21 protein-coding genes are annotated in these 20,702 nt (G+C 36.6%); 11 read left to right on the top strand and 10 right to left on the bottom strand.

The features are described 5' to 3' along the window. Positions 1-42 precede the first annotated feature (42 nt). Positions 43-1,254, bottom strand: a complete 1,212-nt coding sequence (locus tag KBP50_RS04860) for an ABC transporter permease (RefSeq protein WP_050350255.1) — start codon at positions 1,252-1,254, stop codon at positions 43-45. After that, on the bottom strand, positions 1,247-1,993 hold the full coding sequence (locus tag KBP50_RS04855) for an ABC transporter ATP-binding protein (RefSeq protein WP_050350254.1): 747 nt from the start codon (positions 1,991-1,993) through the stop codon (positions 1,247-1,249). The genes KBP50_RS04860 and KBP50_RS04855 overlap by 8 nt, the downstream gene beginning before the upstream one ends. A gap of 1,060 nt (positions 1,994-3,053) precedes the next feature. On the opposite strand from KBP50_RS04855, the gene rbsK reads away from it, so the two are divergent. The 7 genes from rbsK (at position 3,054) to KBP50_RS04820 (ending at position 10,320) form a co-directional block, all read left to right on the top strand. Next, the gene (gene rbsK, locus KBP50_RS04850) at positions 3,054-3,989 is read left to right on the top strand and encodes a ribokinase (protein WP_050350253.1); all 936 of its coding nucleotides are present in this window, start codon (positions 3,054-3,056) and stop codon (positions 3,987-3,989) included. Then, complete coding sequence (rihC, locus tag KBP50_RS04845; RefSeq protein ID WP_050350252.1) at positions 3,982-4,908, top strand: ribonucleoside hydrolase RihC; 927 nt, start codon at positions 3,982-3,984, stop codon at positions 4,906-4,908. Before rbsK ends, rihC begins: the two co-directional genes overlap by 8 nt. A 23-nt stretch (positions 4,909-4,931) precedes the next feature. Continuing rightward, entirely contained in the window at positions 4,932-6,353 is a 1,422-nt protein-coding gene (dcuC, locus tag KBP50_RS04840) for a C4-dicarboxylate transporter DcuC (RefSeq protein WP_050350251.1), read from the top strand. A 144-nt stretch (positions 6,354-6,497) separates the two neighbouring features. After that, entirely contained in the window at positions 6,498-7,511 is a 1,014-nt protein-coding gene (locus KBP50_RS04835; RefSeq protein WP_050350250.1) for a LacI family DNA-binding transcriptional regulator, read from the top strand. An 884-nt stretch (positions 7,512-8,395) separates the two neighbouring features. Next, entirely contained in the window at positions 8,396-8,824 is a 429-nt protein-coding gene (locus tag KBP50_RS04830) for an HIT family protein (RefSeq protein WP_050350249.1), read from the top strand. A 397-nt stretch (positions 8,825-9,221) separates the two neighbouring features. After that, on the top strand, positions 9,222-9,743 hold the full coding sequence (locus tag KBP50_RS04825) for a tryptophan transporter (protein WP_050350248.1): 522 nt from the start codon (positions 9,222-9,224) through the stop codon (positions 9,741-9,743). 217 nt (positions 9,744-9,960) lie between these two features. Further along, positions 9,961-10,320 carry a YtxH domain-containing protein gene (locus tag KBP50_RS04820; protein ID WP_050350247.1) on the top strand — a complete coding sequence of 120 codons (360 nt, stop codon included), beginning with the start codon at positions 9,961-9,963 and terminating at the stop codon, positions 10,318-10,320. Between the two features lie 251 nt (positions 10,321-10,571). Here the strand turns inward: KBP50_RS04820 and KBP50_RS04815 are convergent, their stop codons facing one another. The 4 genes from KBP50_RS04815 to KBP50_RS04800 form a co-directional block, all read right to left on the bottom strand. Beyond that, on the bottom strand, positions 10,572-11,447 hold the full coding sequence (locus KBP50_RS04815) for a glycine betaine ABC transporter substrate-binding protein (RefSeq protein ID WP_050350446.1): 876 nt from the start codon (positions 11,445-11,447) through the stop codon (positions 10,572-10,574). Positions 11,448-11,617: 170 nt separating this feature from the next. Further along, on the bottom strand, positions 11,618-12,517 hold the full coding sequence (locus tag KBP50_RS04810) for a glycine betaine ABC transporter substrate-binding protein (protein WP_050350246.1): 900 nt from the start codon (positions 12,515-12,517) through the stop codon (positions 11,618-11,620). Positions 12,518-12,583: 66 nt separating this feature from the next. Continuing rightward, positions 12,584-13,441 (bottom strand): ABC transporter permease, encoded by an 858-nt coding sequence (locus KBP50_RS04805; RefSeq protein ID WP_050350245.1) that lies wholly within the window; start codon positions 13,439-13,441, stop codon positions 12,584-12,586. Next, positions 13,431-14,630 carry a quaternary amine ABC transporter ATP-binding protein gene (locus KBP50_RS04800; RefSeq protein ID WP_050350244.1) on the bottom strand — a complete coding sequence of 400 codons (1,200 nt, stop codon included), beginning with the start codon at positions 14,628-14,630 and terminating at the stop codon, positions 13,431-13,433. The genes KBP50_RS04805 and KBP50_RS04800 overlap by 11 nt, the downstream gene beginning before the upstream one ends. Before the next feature lie 356 nt (positions 14,631-14,986). Between KBP50_RS04800 and KBP50_RS04795 the strand changes: the two genes are divergently transcribed. After that, positions 14,987-15,478 carry a GbsR/MarR family transcriptional regulator gene (locus tag KBP50_RS04795; protein WP_050350243.1) on the top strand — a complete coding sequence of 164 codons (492 nt, stop codon included), beginning with the start codon at positions 14,987-14,989 and terminating at the stop codon, positions 15,476-15,478. Between the two features lie 107 nt (positions 15,479-15,585). On the opposite strand, the gene KBP50_RS04790 is transcribed toward KBP50_RS04795, so the two are convergent. Then, positions 15,586-15,921, bottom strand: coding sequence for a DUF1878 family protein (locus tag KBP50_RS04790; protein WP_050350242.1), 336 nt, complete (start codon positions 15,919-15,921; stop codon positions 15,586-15,588). A gap of 540 nt (positions 15,922-16,461) precedes the next feature. On the opposite strand from KBP50_RS04790, the gene KBP50_RS04785 reads away from it, so the two are divergent. The 3 genes from KBP50_RS04785 (at position 16,462) to KBP50_RS04775 (ending at position 18,450) form a co-directional block, all read left to right on the top strand. Further along, positions 16,462-17,028 carry a DUF3267 domain-containing protein gene (locus tag KBP50_RS04785; protein ID WP_050350241.1) on the top strand — a complete coding sequence of 189 codons (567 nt, stop codon included), beginning with the start codon at positions 16,462-16,464 and terminating at the stop codon, positions 17,026-17,028. Between the two features lie 204 nt (positions 17,029-17,232). After that, positions 17,233-17,418, top strand: a complete 186-nt coding sequence (locus tag KBP50_RS04780) for a hypothetical protein (RefSeq protein ID WP_050350240.1) — start codon at positions 17,233-17,235, stop codon at positions 17,416-17,418. Between the two features lie 135 nt (positions 17,419-17,553). Continuing rightward, positions 17,554-18,450: a peptidylprolyl isomerase gene (locus tag KBP50_RS04775; RefSeq protein ID WP_050350239.1), complete on the top strand. Its 897-nt coding sequence runs from the start codon at positions 17,554-17,556 to the stop codon at positions 18,448-18,450. Positions 18,451-18,498: 48 nt separating this feature from the next. Here KBP50_RS04775 and KBP50_RS04770 read toward each other — a convergent pair whose 3' ends face one another. The 3 genes from KBP50_RS04770 to KBP50_RS04760 all read right to left on the bottom strand — a co-directional run bounded on the left by KBP50_RS04770 (position 18,499) and on the right by KBP50_RS04760 (position 20,651). Continuing rightward, positions 18,499-18,699 carry a sporulation YhaL family protein gene (locus tag KBP50_RS04770; protein WP_175609428.1) on the bottom strand — a complete coding sequence of 67 codons (201 nt, stop codon included), beginning with the start codon at positions 18,697-18,699 and terminating at the stop codon, positions 18,499-18,501. Positions 18,700-18,875: 176 nt separating this feature from the next. Next, positions 18,876-19,820 (bottom strand): 3'-5' exoribonuclease YhaM, encoded by a 945-nt coding sequence (yhaM, locus tag KBP50_RS04765; protein ID WP_050350444.1) that lies wholly within the window; start codon positions 19,818-19,820, stop codon positions 18,876-18,878. 285 nt (positions 19,821-20,105) lie between these two features. Then, complete coding sequence (locus KBP50_RS04760) at positions 20,106-20,651, bottom strand: GbsR/MarR family transcriptional regulator (protein ID WP_082240857.1); 546 nt, start codon at positions 20,649-20,651, stop codon at positions 20,106-20,108. Positions 20,652-20,702 lie beyond the last annotated feature (51 nt).

Here is a 20,702-nt window from a genome sequence, read left to right as displayed (position 1 = left end):
TTACATGTAAAAGCACATAAGGATGCATCTCCTCATGTGCTTTTACGCAAGCTTCCGTTTCACATATCCATGGACAAACAACACAGCAAATCCAATACCACCTAAAAACGTAATTATCGCTCCTAAATAAATACCCATTACTACAAACAGAGCTGTAAATAAAATTACTTGCAATACACTTAGCTGCAATACTATTTTTGACAGCGATTGCTGTCGAACCTGAAGCGCTACTGGGTACAGATCTAGCCACAAAATAGTACGGTGATGCTGATACAAAGCCATCATTTGAAAACTGCTTAAATATAGGAACAGTAACGCAAAGATAATCTTCAGCCATAGGGGGGGAATGACATAAATAATGAGTCCACCAATAATGACTAATCTTACATACATGCCAAGATAGTCACCGCTGCGAATAAATGTAATCCGGTTTAAATAATCGTACGTATTTGCTTTTGAAAACGGGACTCGGCTAAAGATACGTACTAACCAATGACGTTTCTTGACTTTACTTTTTAAATGCGGAACATCTGCAAACATATTTGCTAATCGATAAAATGCCTGCATACGACTTAGGTCTTTTTCTACCAACAAATCCCATAACAGCCCTGGACGTTTACTGGAGACTTGATAGTCATATAAAAATACAACCCCAAATAGCAAAGTTGCTATCCCAGCCATTAGCATGTTTCCAGAAATAAAAAAATAGAATACCGCGATATTTAATACCGTTCGTACTACTAAATCGATAAGCCTTAAATCACGTTCCCTCACTCGAAGCATCCACCAATTAGCAATAAGATTGGCAAATTTAAACACGAGTAATAAAGCGATGGTTAATAAATACACACTTCCAGCACGATTTGCAAAAATAGTTGTATATAGCGGACCAAATGCAGCAGCAGCTAGTAATACAAGATATAATTGAATCGTAAAGCTATATACAATCGCATTGCGAAAATAAGCTTTCATCTTATGCTCTGCCGGAATCAGAAAAACAAGATCAGGCTCTTTTAATAACGTTCGAACTGGGCTGTAGCTCGCTACGCCTCCAAAAACAATACCAATAATCCAAGCAGCAGGAAAATCACTTGGAATTTCCTGTAACCACTTTTGATAATAAAACGCCAAGGCAGAAATAAAAAACAACATCGCAATAGCTATATGTCCGTTAAAAATATAGCGTAAATAGCGACCCGTTTCTTTTAAATGCGCTGAAAAACGTTGCTTAAAAAAAACATGGGCATTAAACATGGTGGTTCTCTTCCTTTGTTAATTGTACATATAAATCATCTAATGTAGCGCCTGGCATTGCAAAGGTTTCCCGCAATTGATCTAAGCTACCATCTGCCCGTATCGTTCCATCATGTAAAATAACAAACCGATTACAATATCGCTCCGCTGTTGCTAAAATATGGGTGGACATCAACACTCCAGAGCCTTTTTGCTTCATCTGGTCCATCAGCTGCAAATATGATTGAATACCGAGGGGATCCAAACCGACAAAAGGCTCGTCCACAATATATAGCGGCGGTTCAATTAAGAACGCACACATAATCATTACTTTTTGGCGCATTCCTTTTGAAAAATGCACCGGAAACCAGTTTAACTTTTTTTCCATGCGAAACTCATTTAACAATGGCTCAAGTCTTTTATCAAAAATATTTTGCGGTATATCATAAGCCATAGCCGTTAAATGAAGATGTTCATAAAGCGTCAATTCATCATATAAAATTGGCATCTCTGGTATGTATGCCATTTGACTTCGGTACGTCTCTGAATTTTCCTGAAACGTTTTGCCATTAACAGTGATAGCCCCTCTTTTAGGTTGCATCAAACCAATCACATGCTTAATCGTCGTACTCTTACCAGCACCATTTAGACCGATTAAGCCGACGATTTCACCTGGATGAACCGTAAAAGATATTCCTTGTAACACATTTTTATGTGTATATCCACCATAAAGGTTCTCAATATGCAGTAATGGTTCCACAACGTGCTCCTCCTCTTCTATTGTCTTTATTTTAGCATTTATCCAATGTAAAAAACAAAGCAAACAGTACGCTTTTTTTCGACAATGGAGCTATAATGCATTAGTTACCTTGCACCTGCTATATTATAAGGATTCTTTTTTTAGTCCCATGTTTAACCTTAACAACCAACGGATACAGAACTGCTGTCTTTTCATCGTAAATTAAACAGCGAATGGATATTTTTTATCTCCGTGTATAATTCTATCCAAGCAGGTAACAATAACTCTTGAAGGAGATAGCAGTTCTTTATTCGTCCAAGTAAACAAAATTACAATCAGTTAGGTACTATTCCTGACAACTTTTGTTTGGAAACTGTCCCTTATTTGTAATAAAATTGTTCTCTGGATGTGTGTCATCCAATCTAAATCGCATCTTCCCAAATGGAAATAGCGAACGATTGGGGTAAACAGCTTCATAAAGCAATCCCGCTGTATGAGGCATACTGTTTACGCTGCTGATATGAACTCTCTCTCCTTTAACAGAGCTGGTCCTCAGGGGCCAGCTTCTTCTTTGGAACAAAGGAGCAAGCGCCCGTTTAGCAATGTAGTGAATAGAACGAATCAACTAAAGATTTAGGAATCATGCCACTAAAAACAGGGGTATGCCGACGTCTGGGCGGCAAGCCCGTTTTTAGTCGGCCTTCCTCTTAGTGACGAACCGATGATGCCTTATCGTAGGCGCTTTTCTAAAGTCGCATCGTTGCTGGGTTCATGGACCGGACGTGACTATTCGGTTATTTCGTTATCTCCAAACACCTCATTTTATACTTTTGTATAAAAAAACAAACTTATCTAACTCATTTATTTTAGACAGTATTTTAAGAATCTAAACATTATAAAGCAAAAATTTTTTCATGATAGATGGTGGCTCGCGCTCTAGGCGAGCCATGGTGGTTTCTTATCTTATAAAAAAATCAATAAATATTGGAATTAAGTATTGACGTTAATTATGTATGCGTTGTATATTTAAGTTGATAAAACGTTTTATCAACCTTTTTATAATTTTTCAGGAGGTAATGTGTTGAAGAGAATAATTACATTCGGCAGTATGAATATGGACCTTTCCATCCAAACAGATCGTATACCGAATAATGGTGAAACTATACAAGGAAGCAACTTTTTTCTATCCCCTGGTGGGAAAGGAGCAAACCAGACTGTAGCGGCATCTAAAAGTGGTGCAAATACTTGGATGGTTGGAGGGGTAGGTGACGATTTATATGGAACAAAGCTATTAAAAACGCTTAAAGAGTACGGCGTAAATTGCGAATATGTAAAAAAAATCCCTCATATAACCACCGGCGTTGCTATGATCATCAGAAATAATGGCGATAATCGAATTATTTTCGACGGAGGCGCCAATGAATTAATTAAACCAGATGATATAGACGAGGTATTTCATCAGCTTGCACATGCTGGGGATATTTTTTTAACACAATTTGAGACCGATTATCAAACTGTATTATATTCAGTAAGAGCTGCGAAAAACAATGGCCTCTTTACAATAATTAATCCAGCTCCAGCTAAGCACATTCCTGATTCGGACTACCAAAACATTGATTTACTCATTATTAATCAGTGGGAATGTAAATTCTTATCCGGCATTTATCCGTCTCAAGAAAGCGAATACAAGAAAGCGATTGAATATTTTCAGCAAAAAGGCGCCCATACAGTGCTGATAACTTTAGGAGCAAAAGGGAGTGTGGTTGGCGAAGGCTCCACCATCCATTTCACACCTGGGCTATCTATTAAAACTGTTGATACAACGGCTGCTGGAGATACGTATATTGGTGCACTCGCTTGCTCACTATCTCACGGTAAGTCAATGAAAGAAAGTATGGATTACGCAACAAAAGCCGCAGCTTTAACCGTATCAAAAAGAGGGGCACAGGAGTCTATACCTACAAAACAACAAATATTAAAATTAACCTTTACTAAGGAGGAAAAAAACGATGAATAATAACAAACGACCTATTATTATTGATACAGATCCAGGTATTGATGATGCAGTGGCTCTAGCAGCAGCCTTATATAGTGAGGAGTTGGATATCAAATTAATAACCACTGTAGCAGGTAATGTAAGCCTTGACAAAGTAACATATAATACGCTACGGCTATTACAATTTTTCAAGAAAGAAGTACCTGTTGCAGCCGGTGCAGATCGACCATTAATGAAAGAACCCATTGATGCAAGTAATGTACATGGAGAAACAGGCATGGATGGGTACGCGTTTCCGGAACCAAACGAAAATCTTTTACTAGAAGAGCATGCAGTTAATGCAATGTATAAAACTATCATTCAAAGTAATGAGCCTATTACTTTGGTTCCAATCGGACCATTAACCAATATCGCTCTACTTATAAGATTGTATCCTGAAGTAAAAGTAAATATTAAAGAAATCGTACTAATGGGAGGATCTACAACAAGAGGAAATTCTGGAGTGATGGCTGAATTCAACATCCATGCTGATCCTGAAGCTGCAAAAATTGTATTTCATAGCAGCATACCTATCGTCATGGTTGGATTAGATGTTGGATGGAAAGCGCTAGTTTATCCAGAAGACAGTGAAAAATTAAAAACGATGAATAAAACCGGTCATATGATTTACCACCTATTCCAAAAATATCGTGGTGGTAGCATGAAAAAAGGCTTAAAAATGTATGACAGTTGCGCCATTGCCTATTTGCTAAATCCTAAAATGTTTACGGTAGAGGAAACTTATGTAGATATTGAACTGACTGGTTCTTTAACTGCAGGTTGTACGGTTACCGATCTGAAAGGATATTTAAATAAACCGAATAATGTTACCGTATGTCTGGACATTGACGAAAAATTATTCAAACATTGGTTTTTAGAAAGTTTACAAAAATGCAACTAGACTTATAGACAGGAGAAATTACGATGACACACGATATAATCATGTATAGTTCGGCAATTGCGGCAGTTATCATTGTGGTATATATGTTAGTAAAAAAAATGGATATTAAAGTTGCGTTATTTTCGATCGGTATCCTTTTAATATTCATAAGTGCTGGCTTGGGTAATGAGGTGGCTTTCACTGACTTTGAGCCAACAGGTTCTATACTGCTTGACCCGCTACAAGTTATTGTTCAACAGTTCAAAGCGACATTTACTCAAGCAGGACTCATTATCCTGATGCTTGGCGGATACACGGCATATATGTCTTCCATCGGCGCCAACGATGTTACTGTACAAGTCTTGACAAAACCGATTGGAAAAATTAAATCTGTCTATTTTCTAGTGCCGACTGTATTTTTATTAGGAAATCTGCTTTCACTTGTTATTCCAAGCGCTTCTACATTAGCCATTTTGTTATTAGCTACTTTATATCCAGTTTTAAAAAGAGCTGGAATGTCACCATTAAGTATTGCTGCAGTAATTGCTACATCAGCTACAATTATCCCAACCCCATTAGGTAGTGATAACGTAGCGGTGTCTGAAGAATTTGCAAAATATGCTGCTTTTACCGATTTATCTGTGACAGATTACGTCTTTCAATATCACGCCATTGTTTCTATTCCAACGTTAATATTTATTGCAATGGTCCATTATTTTTGGCAGAGACGCATGGATAAAAAATCTTTAACTGCTAGAAATCAGGAGTCGATTGAAATAGAAAACGTAGAAGAAATAACAGGAGGAAAACTGTTCAAAACAGTATACGCTATGTTACCTATTTTCCCAATTGTCCTCCTACTTATTTCATTTGTTTTAGATATGACAACGGATATAACCGTTTCTATTAGTGTGGAAATTGCCGTTCTATTTTCATTAATTCTTGCAGTTATTTGTGAATTGATTCGTCAAAAAGATAATAAAGCTGTGTTAAAAAATACGGAGAAGTTTTTTGATGGCATGGGAAAGGCAATTCCGATTGTAGCACTAATAGTTGCTGCTTCTGTATTTGTTACCGGCTTAAAATCCATCGGGTTAATAGATGCATTACAGTCAGCCATGCAAAACTTCCATGGACAAGGTTTTAATTTTGTTTTACCACTAATTTTAGTTGCTTTTACTGCACTAATTGTCTTACTAAGTGGAAGCGGTATCGCATTATTCTTTGCCATGATACCTTTAATGGTTCCATTAGCTGAAGCAGCTGGCATTAGTCCAGTAGCTATTTCCATCCCAATGGGACTTGCAGGTAATTTATTCCGAGCAGTATCTCCTGTAGCAGCTGTTGTACTAATAATTGCGGGAACGTTAAAAGTAGATCCATTAGATATTATAAAACGCACTTCTGTACCAATGATTTCTGGTGTCATTTTCATGTTCGTTCTTTCAATGATCCTCTTTTTATAAAAGTGGGTTAATAAATACAATAAAAAGAATATTGTCTCTAAACACAAGCAAGTGGCACATCTGGATTCACTTCTATAATAAGACATTCCCAACTTTATTTAGTAAAATGAAATATAAATGATTAATTTATAGGGGATGTAAATAGTGAAAGTAACCATTAAAGATATTGCCAAGAAAGCAGGTGTCTCTCCAAGCACAGTGTCATTAGTATTAAACAATAGACCATGCCGTGTTTCGCAACAGAAAAGAGATGAAATTAAGCAAATTGCCAAGGACCTTAACTACACTGCAAACCAAATAGCGAGAAGTCTTGTTACAAAGCAAACGAAAACATTCGGTTTAATCATACCTGACATTGAAAATATCTTTTTCTCTTCATTGGCAAAACATATTGAATTGCAATGCCGCTCACATGGTTATACATTAATCATTGTTAATTCAAATGATCAATTTGAAAATGATATTGCATTACTGGATTTATTGCTATCGCGTTCTGTAGAAGGTATCTTTCTTATTCCTGGGAGTGAATCATGGCAAAATAAGACGGAGCTAATTAAAAAATTGCAGCTGCTCCCCGTTCCATATATTTTGCTCGACCGTGTGTTTTCTGAACTCTCTTGTGACAAAGTTTGGTTTGATAATGAATACGGTGCCTATATCGCTGTAAAACATTTATTGGAAAATGGACATCGAAAAATTGGCTGTATTGCTAGTTCAAGTTTCGTTAATGGTCAATTCCGTTTGAACGGATATTTACGTGCATTAAAAGAATTTAACATTCCAATCAATCAAAATAATATTGTAACAGGCGACTATAAAAAGGAAAGTGGCTATGTTGCTGGAAAAGAATTATTAAAAAAAGATATTACAGCTGTATTTATTACAAATGATATGATGGCACTTGGTTTCATCCATAGTATTTATGAACAAAACAAAACAATACCAAACGATTACTCGGTAATCAGTTATGATAATACGATTTACCCTTACCTATTTGGAGTTGAGTTATCGTCTATTAAACAAGATGTGAAAAAATTAAGTGAAGCTGCCTTCAAACAGCTCTATGAGAAAACACAAAAAAAAGTTAACGTGCAAAAAGATATTTGCTTACAACCAGAGCTTATCATTAGAAAAAGTGTAAGAAACATGCATGCTTGAAGATCAAAAATGTAAACCAAACACTAAAATAAATAGTTGGTAAGTGAATAAATATGGTAATGATGCTAACTAGCGAAAGAAAAACACGGCGATTCGAAAAAGAACAACACACATTTTCTTCGTAGGATATGTTGTGACGCGCTCTCCCCTATCCTGTTGTAAAGAAGTGTAGTGGGGTCACGCCTCGTAGGAAAAAAGCAAACTGCTTCCGTGGTGGCTGAGCTCGGGGTCAACGGAAAGCATAGGTTATTCTGTAGCGGTCTCTACAAATCATCGTTACATCTAGTTGCTAACCATAGATATGAAGAGCTCCCAAAATAAATGTTTCTCGTGAATAATTTTCTGTTGACTGTACAGAATAATGGATGAAGGCGAAAGGATAGTAAAAAAGTTATCAAGCAAACAAATTTTTTTCGTGTTTCAAACCTGAAATGAGCTAAGTTTCGAACAAAAAACCTTCATACAAATGAGGTGTTGGCGATCGATATTTAACTGTGTTTCAAAAAGAACACAAAAATGAGGTGTTTGCAAACGGCAATTAAAGCTGCCACAACTAACTAATTAGGCTTGCTTCTTCTAGAAGCAGTTACTAAAACGGAAATTGTAAACAAACATCAATCAGGCAGAATTGCTGACATTGATTCTCTTTACAATATCCTTTAGCAAAGCCTGTTTCCTTTTACGTCTTCACACGAGCCAGTCCCTCAGCGGGGCTGGCTTTTTCAGATGCTATTAGTTACAACCAATGTAAGGACAGCATTACCTATTAAAATGCTCATTTACTGTGTTCATGAGAAATAAAAAATTACTTAGAAGGTTTGCTTTACAACCTCATCGCTTCCTATATACAATAGATATAATATGGAAAAGAAAGGTGAGATAAAATGAGTCATGAAGATTGTATTTTTTGTAAAATTGTAAATCAGGAAATTCCTTCAGCCAAAGTGTATGAAGATGAGCATGTATACGCCTTTTTAGATATTAGTCAAGTTACCAAAGGCCATACGTTAATCATCCCTAAAGTACATGTAAAAAACATTTATGAAACCCCATCCGACATCGCTGCTGCACTTTTTGCCAGAGTACCGAAAATTGCCAACGCAATTAAAGCAGCTTATCAGCCAATTGGAATGAACTTACTCAATAACAATGAAAAGCCTGCGGACCAATCCGTTTTTCACTTACATATCCATCTTCTTCCACGATACGGAAAAAACGACGGCTTCTCCTCCAATTGGGAAGTTCATGCAGATGATTATACAACTGATGATTTACAAAAAATCGCTGGGACAATAACAAAACATATAGACTAAAACAAATAAATAGTGATTGATTTTTTACCAGTGGAGTTACTACCCACTGGTTTTTAACGAATCCATATTTTTACACATACCACATTTTTCCGAATATAAGTGGTGCTGTAAGACCTCCGCTGATTACTGCAGTTTCACTTATCGCCAAACTTAAAGGCAAAGAATTTTAATTAAACTACCCACAACTTATTCCCCTCACCTTTGGGCTACGCTCTTTACACGTGAAGAGGGAGACTTCTTTCAGTGGACCGTTAAAATTCGAGTGTAAAGTGCTACCCATAGCTTTTTATTTTATTAAATATTTGTTATAATGAACATAAGTTCCTGCAACTGACAAATTAGCGTACAGCTGAGGAATGAATAGTCTGAGAAAAGTTGAGTAGAGGAGAGTTTACAAATGAATATTCGCGTATTGGTGACCTTATCGTTACTAGTAGGGATTGGCGCTGTATTGCACGCTGTTGTTCCACCAGTTATTTTTGGAGTTAAGCCTGACATGTTGCTTTCTATGATGTTTTTAGGAATTCTACTATTTCCTAGACTGAAATATGTCATGATTCTTTCGATTGCTACCGGAGCTATATCTGCTTTAACAACCACAGCACCAGGCGGGCAAATAGCCAATTTGATTGATAAACCAATTACTGCAATTATATTTCTAAGCTTATTTTTGGTTATTTCTAAAGCGGTAAGCCCTCTGACCCAAGCAGTTATATTAACTGCAGTCGGAACTATGATTTCAGGTGCTATATTTTTGAGCGTTGCACTCTTTTTAATCGGAATAATGGACGGCTCATTTATAGCGATGTTTAGCATAGCCGTATTGCCAGCAGCGTTATTAAATTCAATTATAATAGCTGTTGTTTATCCAGTTGTACAAAGGATTTTAAAAAGAACACCGCAATTAATGAATACCTAAATTAAAATCCTCTGGCATACAAAATAGTCCAGAGGGTTTTTCAAACCGAAATATGTTTACTTACAGCTACTAATAAGGAATATTTAATTAGACAGTGGCTATTTTTTTACAAGAGGGCTTTAAGAACGATGCTTCTTGGCAACACTATAAGCTTAAGATGAACTATAAAATTACCTGTAAATACCATCTCAGTAAAAAGGAAAGGAGCGATAAATAGATGACGAATACAAAATCATTATGGTTAGGAATTGCAATTGGAGGTACCGTAAGTGCAGTCATCACTTTACTAAGCACACCATCTTCTGGAAGAAACCTCCGCGAACAGATGAAGGATAGAGGTCTAGAATGGAAGGATATGCTGTTACATTTAAAGCAGGATGGTTTACGTTTAAAAAATCAAATTAAAGAGACGTCCCAAGAAGGCGCAGCACTAATGAAAGAACTGACGCAGGATATGAAGAAATCCGTAACCGAATGGAAGGCAACTGTGGAGCCACATCAAGAAAATATTCATCAATATTTAGAGCAAATTGAATCCAGTCTCAAAGACCTTGAAGATAAAGTAAAAAAACATTAATTAAACTGTGCATTGCTGGGAAGCTTTCTCAACAGGGAAAGCTTTTTATATGCTTTTTTTGTATCATTTTCTTCTTTGATTGGATATAGAAATTACTCTATTACATATAAACGTACTATAATGGTATGAAAAATTCTTATGGAAATTATGGTGTTACCGTTCGATAGCTACAGCGAGTACACTGGAAAAAAGCTTGCAGAAAAAAACTAGAAAGTTTCTCTACAAGCTTCAACGCATACATATTAAGGTTTTTATTTTGCTGGTAAGTCTTCAATGGAATCAATATCCATATAATCTGGTACGACTAAACCAATCTTCGCGCCTTCTAAATTCGCTCCCAGATCGACAAAGTCATCCTTAAATTTTTCGTAAAAGTCTTTGTGGGTCGCCGGCAACCAGGCAGCTAATGTAGCATCACCATCTCCATTGGCTACTGCTTCAAACATGACCGCAACATCTACTGGGGTAATAGTCACATGAAAGCCTTTTTGACGTAGTACTTCTGCGACAACATTGGCAGAAGCTCGTTCTGAATCCCAAGGGGTTGACACAAGTTCAATTTCTACACCATCTACATCCTCTACGCCTTCCGTCCATGGTTTGGTTTTATCTGGATTATCTTCCACCCACTGTTTCGCTACATCGGCAACTTCTTTCCCACTTTCAGAAGCTTCATACATGATTCCTTCCATATCTTCCACTGACCATTCAAATTGATCAATGAGCTTGTAAGCATTCGGTTTATCTTCTTTCAGTCCTTTTCTTGCCAATGACTTAATAATTTCTACATCTCCATAAATGCCTTTTGGATCTTCCAAATATTTCAGGTTAGCAAATTTCGCGAACATCCAATGCGGGTTCCAACCAGTTACTACAATCGGACTTTCACTTGAAATAGCTTCTTCTAATTCCGTTACCATCGCAGCAGTGGAAGACTGTTCCAGCTCCCAGCCTGAAAGGTTATCATACTCTTCAATTGCTTTTTCTGTCGTTACTGTAATTCCTGCACCAGGTTCAATCCCCGTAATGGTATAATCTACTGCTTCCCCATAATTCGTCTCATCTGATTTTCCTTCCGTATTACTTTCCTCTTTTGCTTCATTCGTTCCACAAGCTGCAAGTAGCATGATGGCGATAATGAAACTTAATAGCAACAATCTGCTCCACCAGTTTGTTTTATGCACTAAAACATCTCCCTATATTTTTTCTTGATTATATATAAAGCTGATACAAAGGAGTATCAGCTTTATAAACACATAAATTTTACGCTACGACAAAAACTAGCTATGGAAAAGTTTTACTCTACGCCTTTCGTCCATTCTTCAACTTTATCCTGATTTTCTTTTACCCAATTTGCAGCAGCCTCTGTAGGCTCAGCTCCATCTGAAATTTCTAACATAACAGCTTCCATATCTTCTGTTGTCCAATTGAACTGGTCTAAAATCTTATATGCATTTGGCATATCTTCTTCTAATCCTTCACGTACCATTGTTTCAATGGTTTCAGCCTCTCCAAATGAGCCTTTTGGATCTTCTAAATACTTCAAATCATATTTCGCAAATTTCCAATGTGGAGTCCATCCTGTTACTACGATTTCCTCTTCATTTTCGATCGCAGAGCCTAACTCAGTTGCCATTGCACCACTTGAAGAGGTCTGTACAGTCCAATCACTCAAGTTTTCATAGTCCTCAACCGCTTTTTCTGAGGCAGCTACGACACCTGCACCTGGCTCAATACCAGTAATATTCTGACCTGCTTGCTTATCTAGATCCTCAATACTATCGACGTCCATATATTCTGGCACAACTAAGCCAATTTTTGCGCCTTCCAGATTTACGCCTAATTCAACTACTTTATCTCCGTATTGTTCATACTGGCTTTTGTGTGTTCCTGGAAGCCATGCTGCTACCATGCCATCCGCTTCTCCATTAGCTACTGCTTCCCACATAACTGCATTATCCAAAGGTGTTAACGTAACATCAAAGCCTTGGTCTTCCAATACCTTTCCAATTACATGTGTAGAAGCTATTTCAGAATCCCACTCTACATAGACTAGTTCTATTTCTTTGCTTTCTCCTTCATCAGAAGAGCCTTCACCAGAATCAGATGCTTTATCATCTGATCCACACCCCGCTGCAAATAAGGCTAATGAAAGTCCAGCTACTAAGCCAAGACGTTTCCAATTACGCTTTAACATAATAAAAAACTCCCCTTTTACTCATTATTATATGGAAACTTTTCCTCAGAAAAGGTACCAATAAGGTTAAATATCTTTTTGTTTATTCATACTTTGGGTAAAACGGTCCATAATAATCGCTAAAATCACAATACCAATACCAGCAACAAATCCTGCTCCAGCTTCAGCACGCTGTAACGCGGAAAGAACATCTCTTCCCAGTCCAGGAGCACCGATCATCGACGCAATAACGACCATAGATAAAGCGAGCATTACTGTTTGATTAATTCCTGCCATAATGGTTGATTTTGCCATGGGAAGCTCTACTTTAAACAGCTTCTGAGCACCTGTACTTCCAAATGCTTCTGATGCTTCTACGAGCTCCGCAGATACTTGACGAATACCTAAATTCGTAAATCTTACAGTTGGCGGAGTAGCAAAAATTAATGACGCAAACACGCCAGGTACCATACCAATACCAAAGAATGCAACTGCTGGTATTAAGTAGACAAATGCAGGCATTGTTTGCATAAAATCAAGAATTGGTGTAATAATGGTTGTTGCAATTTTACTTTTTGACATCAGAATTCCAATCGGAACACCGATAATGACTGACAAAATGCTAGCTAACAATACGAGCGTAAATGTATTCATTAGCTTCTCCCATAATCCTTGATTGTAGATCAACCAAAGTCCAACAATGGAAAATGCAGCCAGCGCAAATTTCTTTCCTGAGATAAAGAACGCAATAATTGCTACAGCGAGGATAATAATAAGTGGAGGGATTACCATTAACGTCTCAGACGTAAAATTCATAAACTCCTCAAATTGCTCTTTCACAGGGTCAAATAGAAAGGAAAATGTATCTGTAATCCAATCAGTAGCTCTATCAGTCCAATCAGCTAATGGTATATCAGGTACGACATCCAATACTTTATTCAACATGTAAATTCACCTCATTCTCACTGGATAAAGCGGCAATGACTGCCCCTCTAACAATTACTCCTGCTAATTTTTCGTTATCAACTACTGCAACTGGAATAGGTGAATTATAAATTAAATCAAAAATATCATGCATTGGCGTTTCTTTTTCAACAATTGGAATATCGTTTTTCAATATTTCCTTTAAATCTGTAACTCCTGACTTAAATGCATCTGATGCAATATCTGCTGTTATATAACCTTTGAGATTTCGTTTGCTATCAACGACAAAGATGCTTGACAATCCTTCTTCACGCATTCTTTCCAGCGCAACTCTCGGACCATGACGATCCAAATTAACGGTTTCTGGTCGTTTCATAATATGCTGCGCAGTTAACACTTTCGAGCGATCAACATCTTCAACGAATTTCTCTACGTAATCATTTTCTGGATTTACTAGAATTTCTTCTGGCGTGCCAATTTGGACAATCGATCCATCTTTCATGAGCGCAATTCGATCGCCAATTCGCAACGCTTCGTCTAAATCATGCGTAATGAATATAATCGTCTTTTGCATTTTATTTTGCAAATCCATCAATTCATCCTGCATCTCTTTACGAATTAACGGATCTAACGCAGAGAAAGCTTCATCCATTAACAATACTTCGGGATCATTAGCTAATGCGCGAGCGAGCCCTACACGTTGCTGCATACCGCCTGATAACTGGTTCGGTTTTTGATGCAAATAATCCCCTAAGCCAACCAGTTCCAGTGCTTCTTTCGCCTTCTTTTGGCGTTCCTCTTTATCTACTTTTTGAATTTCCAAACCATATTCCGCATTTTGTAAAATGGTTCGGTGAGGAAATAACCCAAAATTCTGAAACACCATACTAAGTTTTTGTCTACGCACATTACGCAGAGCTTGTTTATCCATTGATACTAAATCCTCACCGTCAATCAAAATCGTACCTTCTGTTGGTTCAATAAGTCGATTCAGCATTCGAACAAGTGTCGATTTACCACTTCCAGATAGTCCCATAATCACAAACACTTCTCCTTGCTCAACCGCAAAAGAAACTCGATTAACACCAACTGTATTACCTGTCTCCTTTAATATAGATTCCTTGGATAACCCTTTATCCAACAGCTTGATTGCTTGCTTCGGATTCTTTCCAAATATTTTGGATACATTTTTCGCCTCTATTACCGGCACGCTTTTCACCTCGTTATTTAATTTGAGCCAATGACCATGCATTCGAACTACTACTTTATGATCATTGCTATCACATACGAAGTCCTTGAAAAACTAGAATGGAAGTTTTATAGTTTTTCGTCAGCCCCGAACATGTCATTTACTTACTTTATAACTATAACGATTTTATTTTTACAACACAAACTTTAAATTCTTTTAGTTTTGTACATATTTTTTGTACAGTTAAAACTGAATGAAAAATATGTACGTTATTCTTTATATAGCTCCAATATCCTCCATAATACTGTTCAATGACTAAGTTTTATTAAATGGGGATTTAGTGTAACCTTTATATATCAAGGTTTTAGGAGGATTTTATGAATAAGCCTCAATCGGAGAATATAACCAATAAAATTTTAGTAGAATTTACAAAGACGATTGAAATGTTTGGGTTTACACCATTGGAATCAAGACTGTTTGCATATTTATATTTAGCTGACAAACCGATGACGTTAGATGATATGGCAGAGGCATTGGGAAAAAGTAAAACGGCGATGAGCACGAGTATACGGACACTCGCAGATCAAAACTTAGTTACAAGAGTATGGAAGAAAGGGGTGCGAAAAAGCCTTTATAAAGCGCATACACAGTTATTCAAAGCGTTTATGGTGTCTTATATGAACAAATGGGTCGAAGCTGCTCACCAACAAAAAAGCTCATTTTTAGAAATAGAACAGCAAATAAAAGAAATGAAAGATAGTAAAGCAGTATGGATACAGGGGATGCAAGTAACCGAAGAACGACTGCTGCAGATTATTGAATTCCATCAGAAAATGGAGGACCTATTTCGTGACATGAAGAGGGATTAGCATAGGAAAACAAATCACAATATAGTGATAAAACGAGCAGTGGGCTTACTTATTTCATTCCCTTAAAAAGAATGTAAACCCATCTGAAAACAGGTTATTTTTATATGCTAATCCTTAATATGTTCGATAATTGCTAAAAAAGCATTCATTAAAGAAGGATAATATCCTTCTTCTTTTAATGCAAAAATAGTTTGATGAAGCTCTAATTTTTCATGAAGCATACCGGCAAAATGAATTAATAAGGAAGAGAAATCTAACAACCCTTCCTCTGTTTGTCTTTTAAATTGTTCATCCAGATAATCAAGCAAACGAATCAACTCATTATATTCTTGTTCCGTTATATCACATTCTATTATTAACTTTGTGAAAGGATATGCTTCCATATTCATAATCTTGGAAAGTAAATGTAAGTGAAAAGCAGTTGTTTCTGCCTCATTTTTCATAGGTATTCCTTCGCCTCTCCTTTCCAGCTTATTACTTCATTATAGCATAAGTATGTAGGCTTACGTATGATAAAGTGAATCCTCAATCAGTGGAGGTTTTTATTCATCCCCCACGGCTTGTTAGTACCATAATAAGTATGACCTAAACGCCGCTTACGAAATAGGCATTTAGGCGCTGTTATCTCTCACTGAGACTTGTTGCAGTAAAGATTATCCAACTTCTCAACTAGGAGCCCTCACCTTCTATACAGGATAAAAACTCACAGCTCAATAAGCAGATGAGATAACACATGGTATCGCGAACCCTCATATACAAATTTATTATTGATGTAGATTTTCTTCTTAAATTTAAATTTTAAAAAATGATAATTTTACAGAAACATGGGCACTTACACTCATCCTTCTGTGTTTCAAAAAACAAAATTTAAACTTTTTTTAACAAGTAAAAAAACTACTTGAAACCTATTGCTTTTTCCAGTTATTTTTACTATGATTCTTGGAGGATAAATAAACTTATAACAGGAATTGGAGGGGATCCAAATGAATTGCTGGAAATCCATCAACCTTGCAAAAGATTTTGGTCGTAATCGATTATTGCTTATGTCAAGCTTGATTACGTTGTTTTCCTTTATCTTATTATATGTCTCGATAACCATTGCCCAAGGATCAACAGCAGAAGTTAGTGAAGCAGGTATTATCCCTTTCCTACTTTTACTCCTATTGCTGCCAACAATCCATTCGTCTATGCATATACTTCCTTTAATTTTAATGAATAGACGTATGAAAATCATTTTCAAATTAAAAAATGGATGTTTCCCTGTATTCTATTATTATACGAAATACCACTTAACCAAAAAAGCTTATTTCATTGTTGCACTGGCACCAACTATTTTACTAACCATTCCAGGAGTTGTTGCCAGTTATTACTTTAACAATTATTCCGTTTATATATTGTTACTTACATCTGCAAATATTGGAATTGCTTTTATTGACTTGCTGTATATTAGTTATTTATGGAAAGCGCCAAAACAATCAGTAATTGAAAGTAGTGAAGACGGTAATGGCCTAGATATTTTAATTCAAGGTCATGAGCAAGCAAGGATCTGAGACCATTCAGATCCTTTTTTGCGGTTAGTGCAGGTATTGATTTTCCATACGAGGAAAACAAATCTCCCCTATTCAGATGATTAAACTTTTGGTACAGTAAAGAATATGATATTTTAAAATGGCAGGGAAATGGAAAGAACCTTTCGTCATTCCTTTTCAAAGATACGTATTGATGTATTCTTTTAATATTAAAGGGGGGGTACGATGAATATCATTTTTCTAATCTATGGATTTATCATATTTCTTATTTTTAATTCTTTAACGCATAAGTTCTGTATTAAAATGGAAATGGAAGCTCTTAAACAAGGGAAAATGTTTCGGGTAATTAATTTAATGATTACAATTCTTCTCGTCAGCTCCTATCTACGAGTAATGAATACAATGGTGTAACAGTTCCCCGATGCAACTTTCGTAAAAGAATTTTTTACTGATATTTATCAATTGAACTGTATTTTTATCATCATTCTATGTTATATTAATTGCTAGGGGAGAATTATTGTACAAGCAGATTAGGAGTGTTTAAGTATGAAGAAAACAGCAATTGCTGTCACATTAGCTGTCAGTGTCCTTGCACTGGGAGCATGTAGTTCAGGAGATGACGAAGCTGTCGTTGAAACTAAAGCAGGAAATGTGACGAAAGAAGAGTTTTATGAAGCGCTAAAAGATCGCCACGGCGAAAAAGTTTTACAAGAATTGGTAACCATGGAAGTACTAGGCGATAAGTACGATGTTTCAGATGATCAGGTTGATGAAGAAATTAAAAAGATGAAAGATCAGCTTGGTGACCAATATGACATGGCTATTGAACAGCAATTCGGAAGCGAAGATGAATTGCGTAACATCATAAAGATTAGTTTATTGCAGGAAGAAGCTATTGCCGAAGATGTAAAAATTAAAGAAGAAGAGCTTAAACAATTGTACGACCGTAAAAATACGGAAGTAAAAGCACAGCATATTTTAGTGGAGGATGAAAAAACAGCTAAGGAAGTCAAGAAGAAGTTGGACGATGGCAAAGGCTTTAGTGACTTAGCAAAAGAATATTCTACTGATGACGGAAGTGCTAAAAAAGGCGGCGACCTCGGTTACTTCTCAGCTGGGCAAATGGTTCCGGAGTTTGAAGATGCTGCCTACAGTATGAAAAAAAATGAAATTAGCGATCCCGTAAAAACACAACATGGTTTCCATATCATTAAAGTAAATGATAAGCGTGAGAAAGAAGAGAAACTAGGAAAATTTGAAGACGTAAAAGAAGATTTACGTCGTGAACTACTAACAAAGAAAATGGATCCTGCTAAAATGCAAGAAAAAATCAATAAGCTGATCCAAGATGCAAATGTTGACGTGAAGATCGACAAGTATAAAGATATGTTTAAACAAAATGAAGAGAAAAAGGACGCTGAAGATACAGAAGCAAAAGGATAATTCTCTCAATGAAAACAGAGGCTAGGCCATCCATTGGCACTAGCCTCTTTACGTTATTTCATTTGATTGATTGCCTCTTCCCTTCAATTCTCTTTCCTTTCTAAGCCGTTCCATATAAACTTCCCCTTCTTGCTCAATAAAATGCTGTTCCATTTTCCTTTCAGCAACCATTCCTCGAAAAGCCATATATCCACTAACAAAAATAAGTAAAATCATGACAAATACCCACCAAGGCACACCGAGTATCATTTTTTTCGCCTCCTTATTTGTCTCTTGTACAAGTATATGCGTACAGGAGGGAAAAATAACCTTCGTACTTAAAAGAAGTTTCCACTGCGTACGAGAAGGGAATGATTGACGTTGTACTTTAATCTAGCATTTACATTCTGTACGTACCGATTGAACAAATGGTATAACTTCTACTATCATTCCTCAAATAATGGCTTGTAGAAGGAACGATTATCCATAGCAAATAGTCTATCTGTAAACTCTCCAGGCTTTACTTTTTCTAACGAACGATTTAGCATATTCAATTTAGCATCCAGCATGTCGATTAAGTGTAACACTTCAGCTTCACGAACAAGCGGCGGCTTTGGACTTCCCCATTCTGCTTTCCCATGATGGCTTAACACCACATGTTGCAGTACAGTAATTTCTTCCCCTTCAATATCCATTTCTTTCGCCATTGTTCCAATTTCCTCTACCATCATAGGAATATGTCCAAGCAGTTTTCCTTTTAACGTGTAGGTAGTAGAAACAACACCGGATAACTCTTTTATTTTAGCCATATCATGGAGAATAATCCCGGCATACAACAAATCTTTATTAATCTCCGGATAAAGTTTGTGAATTTCCTTGGCTATTGCTAGCATACTTACAATATGATGTGCTAATCCTGACGCATATTCATGGTGATTCTTTGTCGCAGCTGGATAGGAAAGTAGTTCCTCTTGATATTTTTTAATAAATGCACGTACAATCCGTTGTAAGTTTGGATTTTGCATTTCAAAAATAGCTTCTGTCAACTTTTCTATTAAGCTTTCTTTATTCACAGGAGCTTTTTCCACAAAATCATCTATTTTCACATCATCTGTTGGTTGTGAGGGTCGAATCGAAAAAATTTTAAGCTGCGGCTTTCCGCGAAATTGATTGATTTCACCAGCAACGCGGACAATTTGTTCGGCCACAAAGAGCGTTTCATCCTCTGAAGTGGCGTCCCATAGCTTCGCCTCTATTTCTCCTGTCGCATCGCGAAGCATTAAAGTTAAAAATGGTTTTCCATTACTGGTTAAACCCTTGATTGCTTCACGTATTAATAAGAAGCCTTCATAAGCTTCCCCGATCGAAGCATGCCTAATCCCTTTTTTCATATCCTGTTTCATCTTCCTATCTCCCTTCGCTTGAACAGCGCCTATGCACCTACTAACACTTCGGAAAATGAAGTGAAGAAAGCTTCGTAGCCTGTACATTCATATCTCGCAAAATTATAGAAAAGCCTAATTTCAAAACAGTAGTCAACCTATCATTGAAACTAAGGCCTAATCTACGGATAACTTCGACATCTCCCATTTCGACCAAGCTTTTTTTTTGTCTCCTTTAACGTAACGAAAAGGGACTGATCCCTTATAAAAAGCATCAGTCCATCTTCGTAGTTGTTAATTTTTTGGAATATAGTCAAAAATCTTACCACTTTCAATCACTTGAATAAACTTCATCAACCATTCGTAGTAATTTTTAGCATACTCCAACCGCTCAATATCTGTGTTAATCTTTGCTTTTAATTGTTCATCATCTGTTTCTTCCTGTAGTTTCTGGAGCTCAGCAATGGCTTCGTCTGCTTCTTCAATATTGGTTTCTGTATGATGGCGCCAACGATTGCCAAAGAGGGAGGTGAACGATTTATACCAATCTTCCTCTGATCGATATAAATCTTTTCGAATGCCCCGTTTAAAAGTAGATTCAACCATCTTCATTTCTGACAGCGTTCGTACACCTGTCGACATACTCGTTTTACTCATTTCAAGCGCATCACGCATATCATCTAAAGTCATTGGTTTATCGGCAAAATACAATACACCATACAGCCTACCAACGGAAGATGTTAGCCCATATAAGTTCATATTTTTGGCAATGACTTGAATAAATTTTTCAATTGTTTCATCATATTTTTCCCAGTCTTGACACTCTTTTTTCTCTGGCACTGGATGTCCCTCCACATGCATTATAATCATAATCTGCAAATAGTTTATCAT

The sequence above is a fragment of the Virgibacillus pantothenticus genome (genome assembly GCF_018075365.1).
In the GTDB taxonomy this organism is placed as follows: Bacteria; Bacillota; Bacilli; order Bacillales; family Amphibacillaceae; genus Virgibacillus; species Virgibacillus pantothenticus.
This window is presented reverse-complemented; position numbering and strand designations above follow the sequence as displayed.